The organism is Halalkalibacter urbisdiaboli (genome assembly GCF_002156385.1).
Taxonomy (GTDB): Bacteria; Bacillota; Bacilli; order Bacillales; family Bacillaceae_D; genus Halalkalibacter_A; species Halalkalibacter_A urbisdiaboli.
Window position 1 is genome coordinate 1,479,399 of the sequence record NZ_MVJM01000001.1, and the last position, 17,879, is coordinate 1,497,277.

Annotated in this window: 16 protein-coding genes; 2 read left to right on the plus strand and 14 right to left on the minus strand. The window is 36.3% G+C overall.

The features are described from left to right. Positions 1-34: 34 nt before the first annotated feature. The 9 genes from B1R93_RS07460 to B1R93_RS07495 all read right to left on the minus strand — a co-directional run bounded on the left by B1R93_RS07460 (position 35) and on the right by B1R93_RS07495 (position 11,064). The gene (locus tag B1R93_RS07460) at positions 35-859 is read right to left on the minus strand and encodes a carbohydrate ABC transporter permease (RefSeq protein WP_088103262.1); all 825 of its coding nucleotides are present in this window, start codon (positions 857-859) and stop codon (positions 35-37) included. After that, positions 859-1,755: a carbohydrate ABC transporter permease gene (locus B1R93_RS07465; RefSeq protein WP_245308236.1), complete on the minus strand. Its 897-nt coding sequence runs from the start codon at positions 1,753-1,755 to the stop codon at positions 859-861. The genes B1R93_RS07460 and B1R93_RS07465 overlap by 1 nt, the downstream gene beginning before the upstream one ends. A 258-nt stretch (positions 1,756-2,013) precedes the next feature. Then, positions 2,014-2,190 carry a hypothetical protein gene (locus tag B1R93_RS22945; protein ID WP_165763751.1) on the minus strand — a complete coding sequence of 59 codons (177 nt, stop codon included), beginning with the start codon at positions 2,188-2,190 and terminating at the stop codon, positions 2,014-2,016. Positions 2,191-2,547: 357 nt separating this feature from the next. Beyond that, positions 2,548-3,579 carry a LacI family DNA-binding transcriptional regulator gene (locus tag B1R93_RS07470; protein ID WP_088103264.1) on the minus strand — a complete coding sequence of 344 codons (1,032 nt, stop codon included), beginning with the start codon at positions 3,577-3,579 and terminating at the stop codon, positions 2,548-2,550. Between the two features lie 139 nt (positions 3,580-3,718). After that, positions 3,719-4,558, minus strand: coding sequence for a sugar ABC transporter permease (locus B1R93_RS07475; RefSeq protein WP_088103265.1), 840 nt, complete (start codon positions 4,556-4,558; stop codon positions 3,719-3,721). Next, a complete protein-coding gene (locus tag B1R93_RS07480) occupies positions 4,558-5,859 on the minus strand; it encodes a carbohydrate ABC transporter permease (protein WP_133058619.1) in 1,302 nt (433 codons plus the stop codon). Before B1R93_RS07480 ends, B1R93_RS07475 begins: the two co-directional genes overlap by 1 nt. 101 nt (positions 5,860-5,960) lie before the next feature. Then, complete coding sequence (locus B1R93_RS07485) at positions 5,961-7,256, minus strand: sugar ABC transporter substrate-binding protein (protein WP_088103266.1); 1,296 nt, start codon at positions 7,254-7,256, stop codon at positions 5,961-5,963. A 221-nt stretch (positions 7,257-7,477) separates the two neighbouring features. Further along, positions 7,478-9,253: a methyl-accepting chemotaxis protein gene (locus B1R93_RS07490; protein ID WP_088103267.1), complete on the minus strand. Its 1,776-nt coding sequence runs from the start codon at positions 9,251-9,253 to the stop codon at positions 7,478-7,480. A 137-nt stretch (positions 9,254-9,390) separates the two neighbouring features. Then, a complete protein-coding gene (locus tag B1R93_RS07495) occupies positions 9,391-11,064 on the minus strand; it encodes a glycoside hydrolase family 13 protein (RefSeq protein ID WP_088103268.1) in 1,674 nt (557 codons plus the stop codon). Positions 11,065-11,213: 149 nt separating this feature from the next. Between B1R93_RS07495 and B1R93_RS07500 the strand changes: the two genes are divergently transcribed. Then, entirely contained in the window at positions 11,214-12,980 is a 1,767-nt protein-coding gene (locus B1R93_RS07500; RefSeq protein WP_088103269.1) for a glycoside hydrolase family 13 protein, read from the plus strand. 27 nt (positions 12,981-13,007) lie between these two features. Here B1R93_RS07500 and B1R93_RS23635 read toward each other — a convergent pair whose 3' ends face one another. Continuing rightward, positions 13,008-13,130, minus strand: a complete 123-nt coding sequence (locus B1R93_RS23635; RefSeq protein ID WP_280949462.1) for a hypothetical protein — start codon at positions 13,128-13,130, stop codon at positions 13,008-13,010. Positions 13,131-13,298: 168 nt separating this feature from the next. Between B1R93_RS23635 and B1R93_RS07505 the strand changes: the two genes are divergently transcribed. Then, a complete protein-coding gene (locus B1R93_RS07505) occupies positions 13,299-14,015 on the plus strand; it encodes a YqcI/YcgG family protein (RefSeq protein ID WP_088103270.1) in 717 nt (238 codons plus the stop codon). A 20-nt stretch (positions 14,016-14,035) separates the two neighbouring features. On the opposite strand, the gene B1R93_RS07510 is transcribed toward B1R93_RS07505, so the two are convergent. From B1R93_RS07510 to B1R93_RS07525, 4 genes are all read right to left on the minus strand, one after another. Beyond that, entirely contained in the window at positions 14,036-15,031 is a 996-nt protein-coding gene (locus tag B1R93_RS07510; protein ID WP_088103271.1) for a ComEC/Rec2 family competence protein, read from the minus strand. Between the two features lie 188 nt (positions 15,032-15,219). Further along, positions 15,220-16,194, minus strand: a complete 975-nt coding sequence (locus tag B1R93_RS07515; protein WP_088103272.1) for a ComEC/Rec2 family competence protein — start codon at positions 16,192-16,194, stop codon at positions 15,220-15,222. Positions 16,195-16,299: 105 nt separating this feature from the next. Beyond that, a complete protein-coding gene (locus B1R93_RS07520) occupies positions 16,300-17,031 on the minus strand; it encodes a glycerophosphodiester phosphodiesterase (protein WP_088103273.1) in 732 nt (243 codons plus the stop codon). A 23-nt stretch (positions 17,032-17,054) separates the two neighbouring features. Then, positions 17,055-17,873, minus strand: coding sequence for a carbohydrate ABC transporter permease (locus tag B1R93_RS07525; protein ID WP_088103274.1), 819 nt, complete (start codon positions 17,871-17,873; stop codon positions 17,055-17,057). Positions 17,874-17,879 lie beyond the last annotated feature (6 nt).

Sequence of the window (17,879 nt, forward strand, 5' to 3'; positions counted from 1 at the left end):
GTTTATCACTACAAAATTCATAACTACGATTCAGTTACTTAATGGAGCCTGCTGCGATGCCTTTAATAATGTGTTTCTGAAGAAATAAGAAGAAAATGATAATGGGCGTAATACCTAGCACTAACGCCGCCAGCCCCATATCCCACTGCTTCGTATACTGTGCAAAGAAAGAGCTTGTTGCTAGAGGGATTGTACGTAATGATGCATCCTGCAAGACAAGAAGCGGTAATAAGTAATCATTCCAAATCCACAGTGTATTTAATATGATAACTGTGACAGTTATCGGTTTAAGAAGCGGGAAAACAATTCTCCAAAACACACCAAACTGCGAGCATCCATCGATTCGGGCCGATTCCTCAATTTCGATTGGGACCGTTTTCACAAACCCATGATAAAGGAAAATGGAAAGCGGAACTCCGAAACCAAAATACATCATGACTATACCAGGAATGCTATTCATAATCCCGAGTATTCCACCAAGCTTCACAAGTGGAATCATGACCGCTTGAAAGGGAATAACCATTGCCGAAACAAACATGATAAAGAGAAAGCTACTAAATTTACCTGGTGTTCGGACAAGCTTCCACGCAGCCATAGAACTAATGATAATTAATCCAACGATACTAAGGAATGTGATGATAAATGAATTCATAAATGCTGATGGGAAGTTTAAAATCTCCCATACTTTTGCGTAATTCGATAATAGAATTTCACTTGGTAAAGCAGCTGCATCAATTAAGATTTCTGCAAAGCTCTTAACAGAATTAACAACAACAAAGTAAAACGGTATGAGAAAGATAATCCCTAAGACAATTCCTATTACTTCCAATCCAAACGTCTTTTTTGTGTATCGGTTCATTACGCTTGAACCTCCCTTTTCTTCGTAACCATCACCTGAACAGTTGTTACAATGGCTACAATGATAAAGAATAATATTGATTTCGCTGAACCTAAACCATAGTTATTATTTGTGAACGCTTCTTGATAAATATTAATTGCTACCGATTGTGTCGAATTAAACGGCCCACCACCAGTTAACGAAAGATTCAAGTCGAATATTTTAAATGCCATTGATATCGTTAAAAAGAAACAAATAGTAAAGGCTGGTAAAATTAATGGAATGATAATTTTCGTTAGCGTTGTAAAAGAATTTGCCCCATCAATTTTCGCAGCTTCTAGTAGTGATGTATCTACCCCTTGAAGCGCAGCTATATATATAACCATCATATAGCCACTAATTTGCCAAGCAAAAACAATGACGATTGCCCAAAATGCTGTACTTGCATCCCCAAGCCATGGCTGCTGGAAAAATGGAATGTTTGTAATATCTCCAATTGCAGCAAAGCCACGAACAAAAATAAATTGCCAGATAAAACCGAGTAATAAGCCGCCGATTACATTTGGAACAAAAAACACTGTTCGGAGGATATTTCTCGTTTTTAAAGCAGCGTTTAATAGTAAAGCAAGTGAAAACCCTATTAGATTACTAATAATAACAGCCGCAATCATAAATTTCGAAGTAAACATAAATGAGTTAAAGAATCGCTGATCATTTGTAAATAATTTTATATAATTATCTAAACCTACCCATTCAACTGTTGAACTTACACCATTCCATGAGGTGAAAGAATAATAAACCCCCATAAAAAAAGGAACAATTTGAATGATTAGGAATAATACTAGTGCCGGACCCACAAAAGCAACAAAGGATAAAATTTTGTCCCATTTTAGTTTATTCTTCGAAACTGCTCCCACCTTTGTATCCGTTTTCAATTCAACATTCACGGTCTTTCCCACGTAGCTTCACCACCTAATCTTGTAATCGCTTTCCTTACTTTCATTATAGTCACCTACAAGCGGTATAAATAGTGACGCAATTGACTAAAAAGGTGCACTATATTGATATCCTTTTTTCTTTCATTTAGAAACGTACGTAATACAATTTTTCAATCTTAAACACAAAAAAACCGGAATAATCCCGGTTTTTTGTTTCCTTATTTCAAAGAATGTCATTTAATAAACAACACCTTTGAACTGAAGCTTTATTTGTGAGGAGGATTCCGCTTCAAGACTAGCCTTCATTTCTTTTGCCTTTAACAAAGCTTCCATCATACCACTAGCTTCAATTATATATTCCTGGCACGGTACATTTTTCCGATCGACATCACTGAAAAAGATATACTGTTTCATTCACATACCTCCTTCGTTTTTGTCCTAGCTTCTATTAAATTATTCCTATGATTCTCGTTATTTTGGTTTTTCATACATTGTGTAACCACTTTTTTTCCTTTCCCTTATTTTAGTTGGTTAAACCTGATTATTCTTGATTTCGGTCAGAAATCATATCATGTATTTTAAATACCTGTATTCTTCACATTATGCGAAGGATCTCAAGAGTGCTTGGGGACATCCCTTATCCTTAACTAAGTATAATATCCAAATGTTTACATTTTACAAATTTAAGTTAAATGCTTCGTTAATTTATCATTAATTACTATTTACGTTCAAAAAAAAGAGCTTGCATAAAGATATGCAAAGCCCTTCCTATTATCCTTTTTTAACTTTACTACATGTTTGACGCTTAATAAGCTTATGAGAAATAATTTCCTTTCTCTTTGCTTGCTCAGGGTGCAAAACATCTGAGATAAGTAGCTCTGTTGCACGAAATCCCAAGTCATAAATATGAATATCAACCGTTGTCATCGGTGGAGAAGAAAACTCAGAAATCATAACATTATTAAAGCTAACGAGAGATAAATCTTCAGGAACTTTAACACCCATTTCATCAAGCATTCTCAACACACCAAAACTCATTATGTCATCCGTAACCACCAATGCAGTCGGACGCTGATTTAATGACATCAATTCAATTATAGCGTCTTGCCCACCTTCTTTGACCTCACTTTGATGGACGATAAACTCATCTCGAACCGTAATATTAGCTTTTTCGAGAGCATCTTTGTACCCTTGTAAATGATCTAATGTTAATACGAAATCTAGGCTCCCACCTATAAAACCAATTTTTTCATGCCCTAATAAAAGTAAATACTCTGTAACGGTCTTTGTGGCTTTGTAATTATCATTATTAACATACGTTACAAGTGATTCGTCGATATCATACGGTCGACCAATGAGGACGAACGGAAATTCCTTTTCTAATAAAAATGGCATTACCTTGTCGCCGATCCGTGAATAAAGAAGAATAATCCCATCCACTCGATGACCATAAACCATTTCCATCACTTCGTCTAAAATTTCCTCCTCTGTTTGTCCAGTCGATAAATATAAACCATAGTTCTCTTGATGCGCCTTTGCAGTGATCCCTCGTATAACCTCTGGGAAAAAAGGATTTTGGAACGCCACTTTTGCTGAATTCGGCATTACAATTCCTAATGTTTTCGTTGTATTATTCGCAAGACTTCTTGCATTAAAATTAGGATGATAACCTAATTCCTGCATGGCGGCTCTCACACGTTCTTTCGTTTTTTCACTGATTTTCGAACTATTTGCTATGACTCGAGATACCGTCGATGGTGCTACATTTGCAAGCTTCGCAACATCCTTTATTGTAACATTCATGCGGTACCCCCTCTCTATTTTGTAATCTCTTCGTATTATAGCTTTAGTTTCATTGATATACAAATGCATTTTTGCCATAATCTGAAAAGTTAAAATAGAAAGCCGTCTCGACTTTCTATTTTAATGTATTCATATTTCTCTACCCTTTCGTTGCACCAGATGATAATCCTGAAATCAAGTAACGTTGTAAGAATAAAAATACAGCAGCAATAGGAACGGCTATTAATATGGCTCCTGCTGCAAACCTAGTAAAGTTATTTGCATAGGCATTATTGATTAAATTAAACAACCCAACTGCAAGTGTAAAATTTTCCGGACTTCGTAACAAAATACGTGGCAAGATAAAGTCCATAAACGGCCCCATAAAGTTAAATAGTGCAACAACGGCAATTATCGGCTTAGCTAAAGGAAGCATGATTGTAAAGAAAATCCGAAAATGTCCTGCCCCATCCAGCTTTGCTGATTCATCTAACTCACGTGGAATCGTATCAAAATACCCTTTTACTAAGAACGCATTTAGCGGAATCGCTGTACCAATATAAATCAAAGTTAAACCAACAAGACTATTTAAAAGACCGAACATGTTTAACACAATATAAAGAGCAACCATCGCCATTAGTGACGGAAACATTTGTAGTAACAAAAACATATACATACCATTCTTCCGCCCAACGAAACGATATCTTGAAAAGGCATAAGCAACTAACGCTATAAGAAAGGTTGCCACGATAGAGTTAGCAGCAGCAACCATCAGTGTGTTTTTATACCAAGTTAAATATAAGCTACTTTGTCCAAACAACCATTCATAATGCGCTAATGTCGCTACTTCAGGTATTAATGATGCAGTCGCCAGACTCGTACTTCGGTTAAATGAAGCTCCTAATGTCCATAAGATTGGATATAGGATAACAACGAACATAATTATTACGACTAGATATATTCCAGCTACCTCTAAATTGGATTTCATTTTTCGAGTCATTATATTTTGCCCTCCTCTTTAAACGATCTGGAGCGACGGAATTGGAAAAATGCGAAGGTCGCCACAAATACACCCATAACAAGTGATACAACAGCCGCCATACCAAATTGCTGATTAGTAAATGTTAAGTTATACACCCAAGATATTAATATATCTGTTCCACCAGCACTTTGCCCACGGACAGCCGGGCCTCCTTCATTAAATAGATAAATAATATTAAAGTTATTAAAATTAAACGAATACTGCATAATTAATAGCGGTGCAGTTGCAAATAGCACATGAGGTAATGTGATTTGTCTAAATTTAGCCCACTTATTTGCACCATCAATATCAGCAGCTTCATACCAATCTTTAGACACACTTTGTAAAACACCAGTAAACAAAGCAAACACGTACGGGAAGCCAAGCCATACTTGAATAGTAATTAAGGCTGTTCTCGTCCAAAACGGGTCAGACATCCAACTTATTGGTGAACCAAGGAGCGGAACAATAATGTCACGATTAATCGCTCCAAAGCTTTCGTGGAACATCGAAGAAAAAATCAAAATCGTAACAAATCCAGGTACAGCCCAAGGTAAAATCATGACTGTTCTTATTACTCTCTTAAACTTAATCCGTTCATCATTTATAATGATTGCCAAAAACAGGGCTAAAACAATTTGTAGCGTCGTTGCAACAAACGTCCAAATCAACGTCCATGATAAAACGCTTATAAAGGTTTCTCTCCAAACTGGCATTGTTAGTAAATTTATAAAGTTCTCAAGACCAATCCAATCAAGTAAATTACGTGGCGGAGCATTATAACGACTATAATTTGTAAAGGCTAAAAAGAATAGAAATAATAATGGTAAAACGACAGTTAACAACAGCATAAAAAAGCCTGGAAGAACTAAAAAATATGGAAATGTTTTATCATAAGAATGGTGAAATGACTCCTTTATAGAAGGAATTTTCCAGCCTTCCTTTAATTTTAAAGCATCTTTTCTTGCATCTAATATTGAACCACCATAAACAGTAATAAAAAGTGTAGTTAAAAATAAAGCTACGATTCCATTTACAATTAGAAATCGAGAATCTTCTCCTGGTTCAGTGCCTAACGTGACTAAACCCCATAAACCATTTGTAATGAACGGTAATAACGCACTTAAAAAGGCTGCACTAAATACAAATAATATGGCACCTTTTATAAATCTTCGGTTATAAAATTGTCCAACGCCTGGGAATACAACGGATAACAGGGTAGCTAGTAGTACATTATGGTTTGTCTCTGTCTTTTGCGTATCCAAACCTGTATTTGACACGGTTGTTCCCTCCTCTTTCCTGGCCAAATTCTAAAAACAAGAAAAACTTCACGGTCTTTTCTTATTGAAAATACGGGAGGGAGTCCCTCCCGTATTTATCATTATTGTCCTTGAATTGCAATTTGATCTTCAATCTCTGCAACTGCTTCATCGAGTACGTCTTGGACATCCTCACCTTGTAAGATATGTTGAAGTGCTCCAGCCATTGGATCCCAAACTTGAGACATTTCAGGGATATTCGGCATTGGTTCAGCATACTGAGATTGTTCTACAAATGTACCGATATAAGGAGCATCCTGTACGACTGCAGCTTCAGCAACATCTGGGCGAGCTGGGATTTCACCAGCACCTTCAAAATAAATTTGCGAGCTTTCTGGGTTAGAGATAAACAATGCAAAATCAGTAGCCCAGTACTGGTTTTCGCTAAATGCTGATACTAACCAACCTTTGTTACCTGCAAATGAATCTGGAACTTCACCATTAGAGAACTTAGGAAGTAACGCAACACCTAAATCATCACCTAAAGCTGTTTGGAAGCCCGGAATAGCCCATGGACCATTTACAACCGCTGCTGCCTTACCAGCTTCAAAGAGAGAAGCCATATTATCATAGTTAATATCTGCAGGCATTAACCCTTCTTGTACCCAAGATTGAATTAATTCCCCACCTTCAACAGCACCAGCGTTGTTTAAACCAATGTCACTAGAATCTAGGTTACCTGCTTCACCTCCGAAGATGTAACCACCAGGACCTGTAATGAATGGTTTAACAAAGTAGAAGTTACCTGCATCTACTAAGAATCCATATTGGTCACCTTGCGTTAATTCTTTTGCTAATTCCATAAACTCATCCATTGTTTCTGGAACTTCAGGCATTAAAGCTTTGTTGTAGAAAAGCGCATATGTTTCAATAACAGAAGGAACACCTAATTGGATGCCTTCAAACTGGAAAGATTCCATTGCATAATCGTAGTACTCGTTATATTTATCTTCTGGAATGTCTAGCTCTGCAGCAAGACCTTGTAAGTAAATATCACCTGTTCTATCATGCGGCTGGAAGAAAAGGTCTGGACCTGTTCCACTTGGGCCATCTAACGATAGGTTATCTACTTGGTCATCAAAGTTCATAGGAACAATTTCAATTTCAATTCCTGTTTCATTTGTATAGTTTTCAGCAATTTGTGTTAAAGCTGCTAATTGCTGTTCGTTGTCATTTGCCCACATTTTTAATGAAGCTGGTTTTTCAGGAACAGTAGCATCCGCTTGCTCATTCGTTTGATTATCAGTTTTTGGAGCTGGAGATCCTTCTCCACCGCCACCATTTCCACCACACGCAACAAGTACAATGGACAACATTAACATGAATGCCATCATCAACAATGAAGATTTTCTAAACATTTGATTTCCCCCTAATGTTTTTAAGTATCATGCACAATATTTGATTGTTTCAAACACCCTTCTTCTTTCACTCCCTTAGACAATGCATCGCGTAGGCAACCGATTGCACAAAGACTGTAAAAAAAAGCGCGATAAAATAGTATTAAAACTATGAAATCGCTTGCACTATAATTAGTATAATCGTTTAATCATAAAATGACAATCATTTTATATGATTTTTTTTAATTAATTTTAAATTTTTCCGTACTTTCTTTCACTCTATTAGCGACACCTTCTAAGCTATTCATATTTCTTAACAATTCAGTTGAATTTTTAATTTGTTCTGATGATGAAACTGTGATTTCCTCTGATTTTCCAACTAGATTAGAAGCAGATTCAACAAGGTCTTCTGTTGATGCAGCCACCTCTTGCAGTCCAGCAGAAATTGCTTGAATTGCCTCGGTTATTTCACGATTATCATTAGTTAAATCTGTTCCTTTTTCGCTTATTTCATTAAAAATATTCAACGCTTGCTCAGAATCCAATACAACCGATTGTACTACTTTTTCAAATGCTGAAAATTGTTCCATAAACTGCAGTGTATTTCCTTGAGTCGTTCCGATTATTTGTTTAATTTGCTCCGAAAAGTCATTTGTTTGTTTAGATAAGCTTCTAATTTCGGTCGCTACAACAGAAAATCCTTTACCAGCTTCACCTGCCCGTGCCGCTTCAATTGAAGCATTTAAAGCCAACAGGTTTGTTTGACCTGTAATAGTTTCAATATCATTCATAAAACGAGAAACTTCTTCCATGCTCGTCACAACATCTTTCATATTTTCTGAAAGCCGTTTCGTCTCACTCGCTGCTGCTTTAACCGTTTTACTCATTTCAACAATGAAAGTAGCACCACCCTTAGCATTTTTGCTCATATCTTCCATTTTCTTATTAATAGATACCGCTGAAACTTCTATATCTTGTGTACTTACAGATGATTGCTCAGTTACCGCAGATATTGAAGTAGCATGCTCTAATTGCTGTTGAGCAGCTTCCCTAAATAAATTCGCCAGCTCCTTAATCTGAGCCGATGCTTCTTGGTTCGTTTGAGAACGCTTAGCGACATCAGATGCTACAGCAAACATTTCCTTACTCGAATCGATGTTTGACTGCAATGATGTTATTAATTGGTTAGCCATTATACATAACCCATCATCAATGTCACTGATTTCATCGCGCCTATTCAACTTGCCTTCATAGGTGAAATCCCCTTGTTTATACGCTCCAATTCGCTTCACGACTGATTTAATCCCTTTATTTAGATTTCTAGCAAATATAAGGACAATAATAAGTGAGAAAGCTCCAATACTAACAATCGTCAATAGAAGAGTTAACTGACTTTTCTCAAGTGTCTCATTTAATAGTTCACTTCGCTCCTCAAATGACTGTTCCAATAAGGGTTGAATTCTTTCATGAGCATTTTCAACTGTTTTTAAGGCACCAGTAATTCTTTGAGAGGCATCTGTTCTTATTCGATTGGCTCTATCTCCAACAAATGGTTCTGATAAAAGATGTTCATAAACATACACGAACTGATTATATCCATCATTTAAATGATTATAATAAGCTTCAAACCCTTTTTGTGACATCATAAATGGTTTAATTTCTTCTATCTCTTTGCTGACTCTTTCTATATCCGCTTTCAAGCCCCGTGCTCTCGTCTCTACATAACCAACTGTTATTAAATCATATTGAACAAGTCCAATTTGATTGATGCCATTAATGACATTGGCATACTTATCTTTGATGGCAGCAACTTCATTAAGGTTATGTATCTCCTCTTGCATCGTATTGTTACTTGATAATAGTAAAATTCCCGAGGCAGAACTAATCATTAAAATACCTAGCACAACAAGCATCAGTTTATGAATTAATAGATAACGAAACTCCCTTTTTTTATTTGTACTTTGTCTTCCCCATTTATTGTTAACCTTTTTTAGCCACGTACTTATTTTACCCCTCACCTACACCCACTCCCTTTTCACTCAAACGAACTCTATCCAAAAGAAGAATACAATTGGCGTATTCTTCTTTTGGATATCAATACTAGTTCACTATACGTAAAATACGATTTATAACATAGAAGCACTGATAGTCTCGTTTAGCTATTCTCCAGTAAATAAACCCTTGATTCATAAGGTTTTAGTGATATTTCATTCGTTAGTGTCTCCTTAACATCGTAGTTAGATAGTAACAATTTGCTCGAATTCGTTTTTATAGTAGAAGATAGTTTAAACGTGCTATTCTCAGCAAATAGATTACTAACAATTAATACTTGTTCGTTGCCAAGAGTTCTTGTATAACCATACACCTGTGGATGCGTTTCATTGACAAGATCATAACGACCATAAACTAGAGCTTCGTAGTTTTTACGAATCTTAATCAATTGTTTATAATAGTTTAAAATGGAGTGAGAATCGGTTAACTGTCGTTTTACATTTATTTTTTTATAGTTTGGATTTACACCAATCCAAGGCTTTGCCGTTGAAAAACCAGCATAATCACTATCATCCCATTGCATTGGCGTGCGACTATTATCTCGACCATTTTGCCAAATTACATTCATCACTTTCTCATGTGGTCTTCCTTTTGCCGTCTCTATTTTATAATAATTAATCATCCCGACATCATTATACTCATCAATTGATTCAAATTTAACATTGGTCATTCCTATCTCTTGACCTTGATAGATAAATGGTGTTCCTTGCATTAAAAAGTACATCGTTGCTAAGCTTTTTGCACTAACATCATGATACTTTTTATCATTTCCCCAAGTAGATACACTACGCGGTTGGTCATGGTTTTCTAAAAACAATGCATTCCAGCCATTTTTCTTCTCTAGACCTTTTTGCCACTTTGTTAAAGTAGTTCGAAGTGTGTCTAAATCCACACCACCATTACTCCCTTTATCCCACAGACCTAAATGCTCAAATTGGAAAATCATATCGAATTTTCCTTTATCCTCACTTACCCAATCATCTGCTTGTTCAATCTTAACCCCATTTGCCTCGCCGACAGTCATAATGTCATATTTTGAAAAGGTTTCTTCCTTCAACTCAGTTAAAAACTCCTGAATTCCTTCCCTATTCATATGTCCTTCAAATGATGGAACATAATCTAGTTTTTTAGGGTTTGGTAAGTCTGGAAGTCCCTTTATTTTTTTGATATGACTAATGGCATCGACTCTAAATCCGTCTATCCCTTTGTCCAACCACCAGTTAATCATGTCATAAAGAGCAAATCGAACGTCTTTATTTTCCCAATTTAAATCAGGCTGTCTCTCCGAAAAGATGTGCAGAAAATATTGATTTGTACTTGGATCAAATTTCCACGCAGAACCCGAGAAAATACTTTCCCAATTATTCGGCTCCTTCCCACCCTTAGCGTCTCTCCAAATATACCAATCCCGCTTAGGATTGTCTTTCGAAGACTTCGATTCTATGAACCAAGGATGTTCATCAGATGTGTGATTAATAACTAAATCAATAATGAGCTTCATACCCTGCTTATGAACTTCGTCTAAAAGTTGGTCAAAATCTTCCATCGTTCCAAATTCATCCATAATATCTTGGTAATCAGAAATATCATACCCGTTATCATCATTAGGGGATTTATACATCGGACAAATCCAAATGACATCAATCCCTAAATCCTTTATATAATCGAGCTTTTCAATCATTCCCTGTAAATCGCCAATCCCATCGCCGTTACTATCCATAAAACTACGTGGATACACTTGATATGCAACCGCTTCTTTCCACCAAGCCTTTTTCATCCCAAACACTCTCCTAATTGTTGGCCTATATCTAAATATCTATTCTTCTCATAAATAATACATAATTTAATAACTTAATGCAACCGATTGCATTAAGTGCTATACTTAGTTTATGCTAGAAAGACTATTCTGTGAAAGAAGGTGGCACTTTGTTAAAAGAAGCATTCTATCACCGTCCAAAAAACAATTTTGCCTATGCATATGATGAAAACACAGTTCATATTCGCTTTCGTACGAAAAGAAACGATATTGATGAATCAGTCCTAATCCATGGTGACCCATTTGAATGGATAGATGGTACTTGGGTTGAAACAGAAACACCGATGCTCAAGACAGGTTCGGATACTTTATTTGATTATTGGTTTGTAGAGATTCAGCCTCGATATAAACGGTTAAGATACGGCTTTAAAGCAACAAGTGGAGATGAGATCTTATATTATACGGAAAAGGGATTTTTCACTGAAAAACCTTTACATGATGTTGGTTATTACTTTAGTTTCCCATTTATTAATAAGGCAGATATTTTCTCTGCACCTAATTGGGTTAAAAACACAGTATGGTACCAAATATTCCCTGAACGCTTTGCGAATGGCGATTCAAGTTTAAACCCTCTCAATACACAAGAGTGGGGCGAACAAGAACCTACCCCAACAAATTTTTTCGGAGGAGATTTCGAAGGGATACTAAAGCACCTAGATTATTTAAAGGAGCTCGGGATTTCTGGAATTTATTTCACACCGATTTTCAAAGCAGAATCAAATCACAAATACGATACGATTGATTATATGGAAATTGACCCGCAATTTGGCACAAAGGAAACGTTTAAACGTTTAGTTGAAGCTTGCCACAAAAAGGGAATCAAAGTGATGTTAGACGCTGTCTTTAATCATAGTGGTTACTATTTCCCGCCATTTCAGGACGTTCTAGAAAAAGGAAGGGACTCACAATATAAAGACTGGTTTCACATTCATGAATTCCCACTAAAAACTGAGCCGAAGCCAAACTATGATACATTTGCGTTCACACCTTTTATGCCGAAATTAAATACAGAGCACCCTGAAGTAAAGGAATATTTGCTTGAAGTTGGTCGATATTGGGTGAGAGAGTTTAACATTGATGGATGGCGCTTAGATGTAGCAAATGAAGTAGACCATCAGTTTTGGCGTGAGTTTAGAAAGGAAGTAAAGAAACTAAAACCAGACCTCTATATTTTAGGAGAAATATGGCATGACTCTATGCCTTGGTTACAAGGAGATCAATTTGATTCTGTGATGAATTACCCATTTACGACTGCTGTTCTAGACTTTTTCGCAAAGGAAACAATAGAAACATCAGACTTTCAAGATATTATTTCACATGTTTTACATTCGTATCCGAAAAATGTAAACGAGGTAGCATTTAACCTTCTAGGAAGTCATGATACCCCTCGAATACTCACAGTCGCAAATGAACGTATAGAAAAGTTGAGACTACTCTTTTTATTCCAACTATCTTTTCTAGGTACACCTTGCATTTATTATGGCGATGAAATTGGGATGACAGGTGGACAAGATCCCGGTTGTCGAAAATGCATGATTTGGGACGAGAGCAAGTGGAACGAGAAGTTATTAGTATTTGTAAAAAAACTACTTCGCCTCCGAAAAGAAGTTCCTGAGTTCGGAAACGGTGGGGAATTCCAATTTGAAAAGAATACGAATTCCAACCAATTGATTTATTCAAAAACATCAAGTAAGCGCAAGTTAATCTTCCTTATTAATCATTCTAATCATAAGGAAACCATTCAAATGCCGTTTGTAGAAAAGCATCATCTTGTTACAAACCTTTGGACAAATGAAACGATCGAGACAAGCTCTGAATCAACTTCGTTTACTTTGAATAAACATGATTTCCTTATATTAAGTATAGAACAACTGTAACCTCTTTCTTTAAAGAAAGAGGCTGCCTCAAAAGCCTGAAGTGCCTGCAATAGTTCCGTTCGCTACGCGCCTTACGATGAGAAAGATACTCATCGTAAGACATGTAGCGACTCCACACATCCCCTTTCTTACGTTTAATGCTATATACATACACCTCCCTCCCCTTTTAAGAATAGGCTATTCAAGGAGAGCACTGAAAAACCTTCTTAAGTAACTCAAAGAAGAAGTAATGGCTTCGCACGTTACTTAAAGGACACTGAAAAAAGGGAAACCCACCCTTTTTCAGTGCCCTATATTCAAGTGGGAGGTTGACATAGTATGGAATTATTAACGTTTGACTTTGACCATATGACCAATTCGGAAAGAAATACTTTAGAAGAATTTTCAAACAAGATGACAAGTTCCGAGAGTCCCTTTCCTTGTATCCCTGCAACTAAAGGCTTTTCTTTAGGACACTTTCGCTATGGGTTTATTAACGATCCTCGTGAAGAATCCTCTGTAAGAGCCTTTGCTACATTATTGAGTGAATATACGAAGCACTCGAGAACATTCGGCAAGTTTACATCGCTTATCGTATTCTTTGAAACACCAGCCTTGTTAAAGGATTATAAAGATAGCCAATACGAACGACTTTTTTGGGATTTTCTTACGAAGGTAAGTGAAACAGATACGTCTATGTGGCCAGAACACATTCCCACTGATCCTCATCAGCCTTTATGGGAATTTTGTTTTCAAGGTGAGCAATATTTTATTTATTGTGCCACACCTGCACATAAAAAAAGAAAAAGTAGACAATTCAGCAGCTTTTTATTTGCAATTACACCAAGATGGGTGCTTGAGCAATTTCACCAATCGACTCATGTTGCTTCCAAAATCCAATCAGAAATACGTAAAAGATTAGCTCGCTACGACATCATCGCCTCTCACCCTGACCTGAACCGTTACGGTAATACGGACAATTACGAATGGAAGCAATATTTTTTGCGAGATGACCAGACTACGTTGTCTAAATGTCCATTTCATAGAAGAAAGTAGATTAGAGTGTTTTTATGCTGTTACCGCTTCAACGCTGTCACATATTCAGGGGATACCTTAATGCTTTCTCCATCAGATTCAATCAGAATATGCTTATTCTTACTTGTTGAATACACATCGCTTCCACTTTTTTTATAGCGATTATAGACCGTTCTACTTTGTAAAATATTTGCACTCATCACTGTTATTTGTGGATGAACGGCATGAATAAATTCTTGTGAAGATGATGTTTTATCACCGTGATGAGGAGCATCCAAAAAGTCCGCTGCCAATGCAGCCTTTTTTTCTTGTACAAGCTTCTTTTCCTGCTTTTTATAAATATCACCCGTAAATAGGAAGGTTCGATTATGATAGGTTACCTTTAACACTAAAGATAAATCATTTATCTCGGCCGTCGATAGTTCCTTTTTCGCTGACGCTTTTTGCAAATCTTCTTTCTCTGGGCTAATCACTTCAACTAAAACATGCCTACCTAAATAAAACTGATTACCAGCATGGACATAGGCAACATCAATCATTTCCTCTTCAATTGTTTGTATAAAATTCTTGTACGTACTTGTAACCTGACGAATATTCGGCATCATCAGCTTGCCTATTTCCTTGTTCCTCAAAATGGTGTCATATCCCCCTATATGATCATGATGTGGGTGAGTTGCAATTGCATAATCAAGTTGATCAATATTCATATTATCTAAATATTCACTCAATTTAGAACCTGTCTCTACAATTCCTGCATCGATTAACATCGTTTTGCCGTCAGGACTTTTTATTAATATCGCATCTCCTGATTTTTCTGCCGCATCTAAATAAAAATAGCGAATCGTTAATTTCTCTGTATCATCAGTAGTAAAAAATTCAGTACTCATTACAGCTTGTTCAGTACTATTTAGTAATAATTCTTCATTTTCGTAATAATAAACGGATGACATCATATAAAGGGCAATTTTAAGAAGGAATAGCAAAAGCAACGATTCTTTTCGAAAAATCGAGCCTTTAATATTTATCTCTCTCCACACATCTAATTCCCCCTCCCACACAAATGTAACCGCTTACAATTATTTTAACATATTTAGTATCGAAAGCATATATTGAACTTTTCTTACCTTTAATATTATAAATACCCAAATACCGGTTTAAGTAATCCATATTCAGAAACTATTTTCAAATATGAATTAGCTTAAACCACCTTCATTCTCTTCTGTTCTTATTTCGGCCTTAATTCTGGATAAACCTCAATGTCAACCCCATTTGATTGAATCAATAAATGTCTATTCCAACTTGTTGAAAACACTTGACTTCCGTTTCTTTTATAGCGTTCCACAATTCTTTTGCTTTGTAAGATGTTTGAGCTTATTACCGTATATTCAGGTTGAACCGTTGCTATAAATTTATTCGTTGATGAAGTTTTATCGCCATGATGGGGAGCATGTAGGAAATCTGCTTTCAGTCTCTTACCATATAGTTTTATTAGCTTCTTTTCTTGTTTTTTATAAATATCACTTGTAAATAAAAAGCTTCGCTCCTTATATGTAACTTTTAACACGAGCGCTAAATTATTGATCTCCGCGGTTGTACGATCTGTTTTAGGGCCTAACTCTTCTACTCCTGGATTTAGAACTTCAACCGTAATATCATCCCCTAAATAAAATTGATCTCCTGCATGAAGATAGCGAACGTTAATTTGCTCCTCTCCAATTACGTTTATAAAGTTTTTATACGTATTCGTTGAATGAGTGAGGTTCGGCATCATTAAAACACTGACTTCTTTTTCCTTTAGAAGCGTTTCATATCCACCTATATGATCATGATGTGGATGAGTCGCGATAGCAAGGTCAATCCGATTAATATTTAACCTATCTAAAGACTCCTTCAGTTGTTGTCCAGTTGCAACCATTCCGGTATCAATCATCATTGTCTTTCCCTCCGGACTTTTTATAAGAATGGCATCACCAGACTTCTCATCAGCCTCTAAATAAAAATAGCGAATACTTAATACACCACTATCATGCTGAGTATCAAAAAACGTATTCGATTTTACCCATTCACGTTCAGCTGAGACAACGTGCTCTCCCTTACTCCTATCGTCCTGAAAATATAAGGCCAAGCCGGACATCGACACCAATATTACAATATAGACTAGTAACGAGCCCCAGTTATTATCGTAATTTCTAAAACGCACTTAGCTCACCTCACAAAAATAGAAAACCTTTAATAAACAAAACAAATGTTTTGTTATTAAAGGTTTTCTTGTCTACAACCATTTTATCTATTCATTTTTTAGTATCTACATTTCAACTTGTAATGCCTTTATCACTCGATCTGGGTGGTTCGTTGTTATTCTAAAATCTTTTGGATACTTAACGAACTTATTTATTACTTCCTCCTCGTCGACCGTCCACACACCGACATTTATATCATAATCGAGCATGACATTAACCATTTCTTTTGTAACAAATCCATAATGAATCGAAAGGCTTTTTGCTCCTGTATATTTCATTTGTTCTACTAGAAGAGTCGGCCTCCCTAAAAAAATTAGACCAGTATCAATTGCAGCGTCATATTCCTTTATTTTCATAACACTTTCATGGTCAAACGAGGAAACAACCACTTGTGAATCCATTTCATATTGATGAATTAAGTTAACAACTTCCTTTTCAAGACCGTTATAATAATTAGCAAGCTGTTTTAATTCGATCACGACTTTACAATCACTATGTTTAAATAATTGCAATGTCTCCTCTAAGGATGGAATCTTCTCATCAGCATAGCTACTATCAAACCAACTTCCCGCATCTAATTTGGATAGCTCTTCAAACGTAAAATCCTTAACAAATCCAAAACCATTTGTCGTTCTAGCAAGTGTATGATCATGAATTACAACAGGGATGCCATCCTTTGACAGATGAACATCAAGCTCAACTTCTTGAATCTGTGATTCTTCTAATGCCAGTTTAAAAGCAGCTAGAGTATTTTCCGGAGCTTTCCCCGACCAGCCACGATGTGCAACAATTATCATAGAATCGACTCCTTTATTTTGGTTTATTTTACCCCGGTATAAACGAAGGCACGAATAATTTGACGTTGCGCAAAGAAAAATACAATTAATATTGGAATTACCAAGATCATGTTTCCGGCCATTAAGATATGCCAGGCAACGCCCCCCTCCACTTGAAGAAGCTTTGTAATTCCTATTGGTAATGTTCTCGAAGCGTCCGATGTTGTCATAACAAGCGGCCAGAAGTAATCATTCCAATGGGTAATAAAGCTAAACAAGCAAAATGTAACTAATACAGGCTTTGCAATAGGAACCATAATTTTAAACATAATTTTCCACTCACTCGCATTATCGAGACGTGCTGCTTCTAGAAGCTCTTCTGGTACTTGTTTAAATGATTGCCTTAACAAGAAAATACCGAAGGCACTTGACGCAAAAGGTAGAATTAATGCCCAATGGGTATCAAGTAACCCCCATGAACTCATCTGCAAATAAACTGGTAAAAAAATAAGTTGAGCAGGAATCATTAATGTAATCATCGTAAGTCCAAAGAAAAGCTTGTCACCCTTAAAAGAATAGCGTGCAAATGCGTATGCTGCTGGGATAATCGTACTTAACTGAAGCAACAAAATCCCTATTGATACAATGACACTGTTGATAAAGTAGTGGAAAAACGGTCCCGAATTCCATGCTTTCGCGAAATTACTCCAATTTAGTTGATCAGGTATCCAAATAGGTGGGAAAATAATCGTCTCACCTAATGATTTTAACGACGTTGTGAGCATCCAAACAAATGGCATTGCAAATATGCATACAAGGATGAATAATAAAAGCAATTGAACGACCTTATATATGCCCCTCATGTTCTC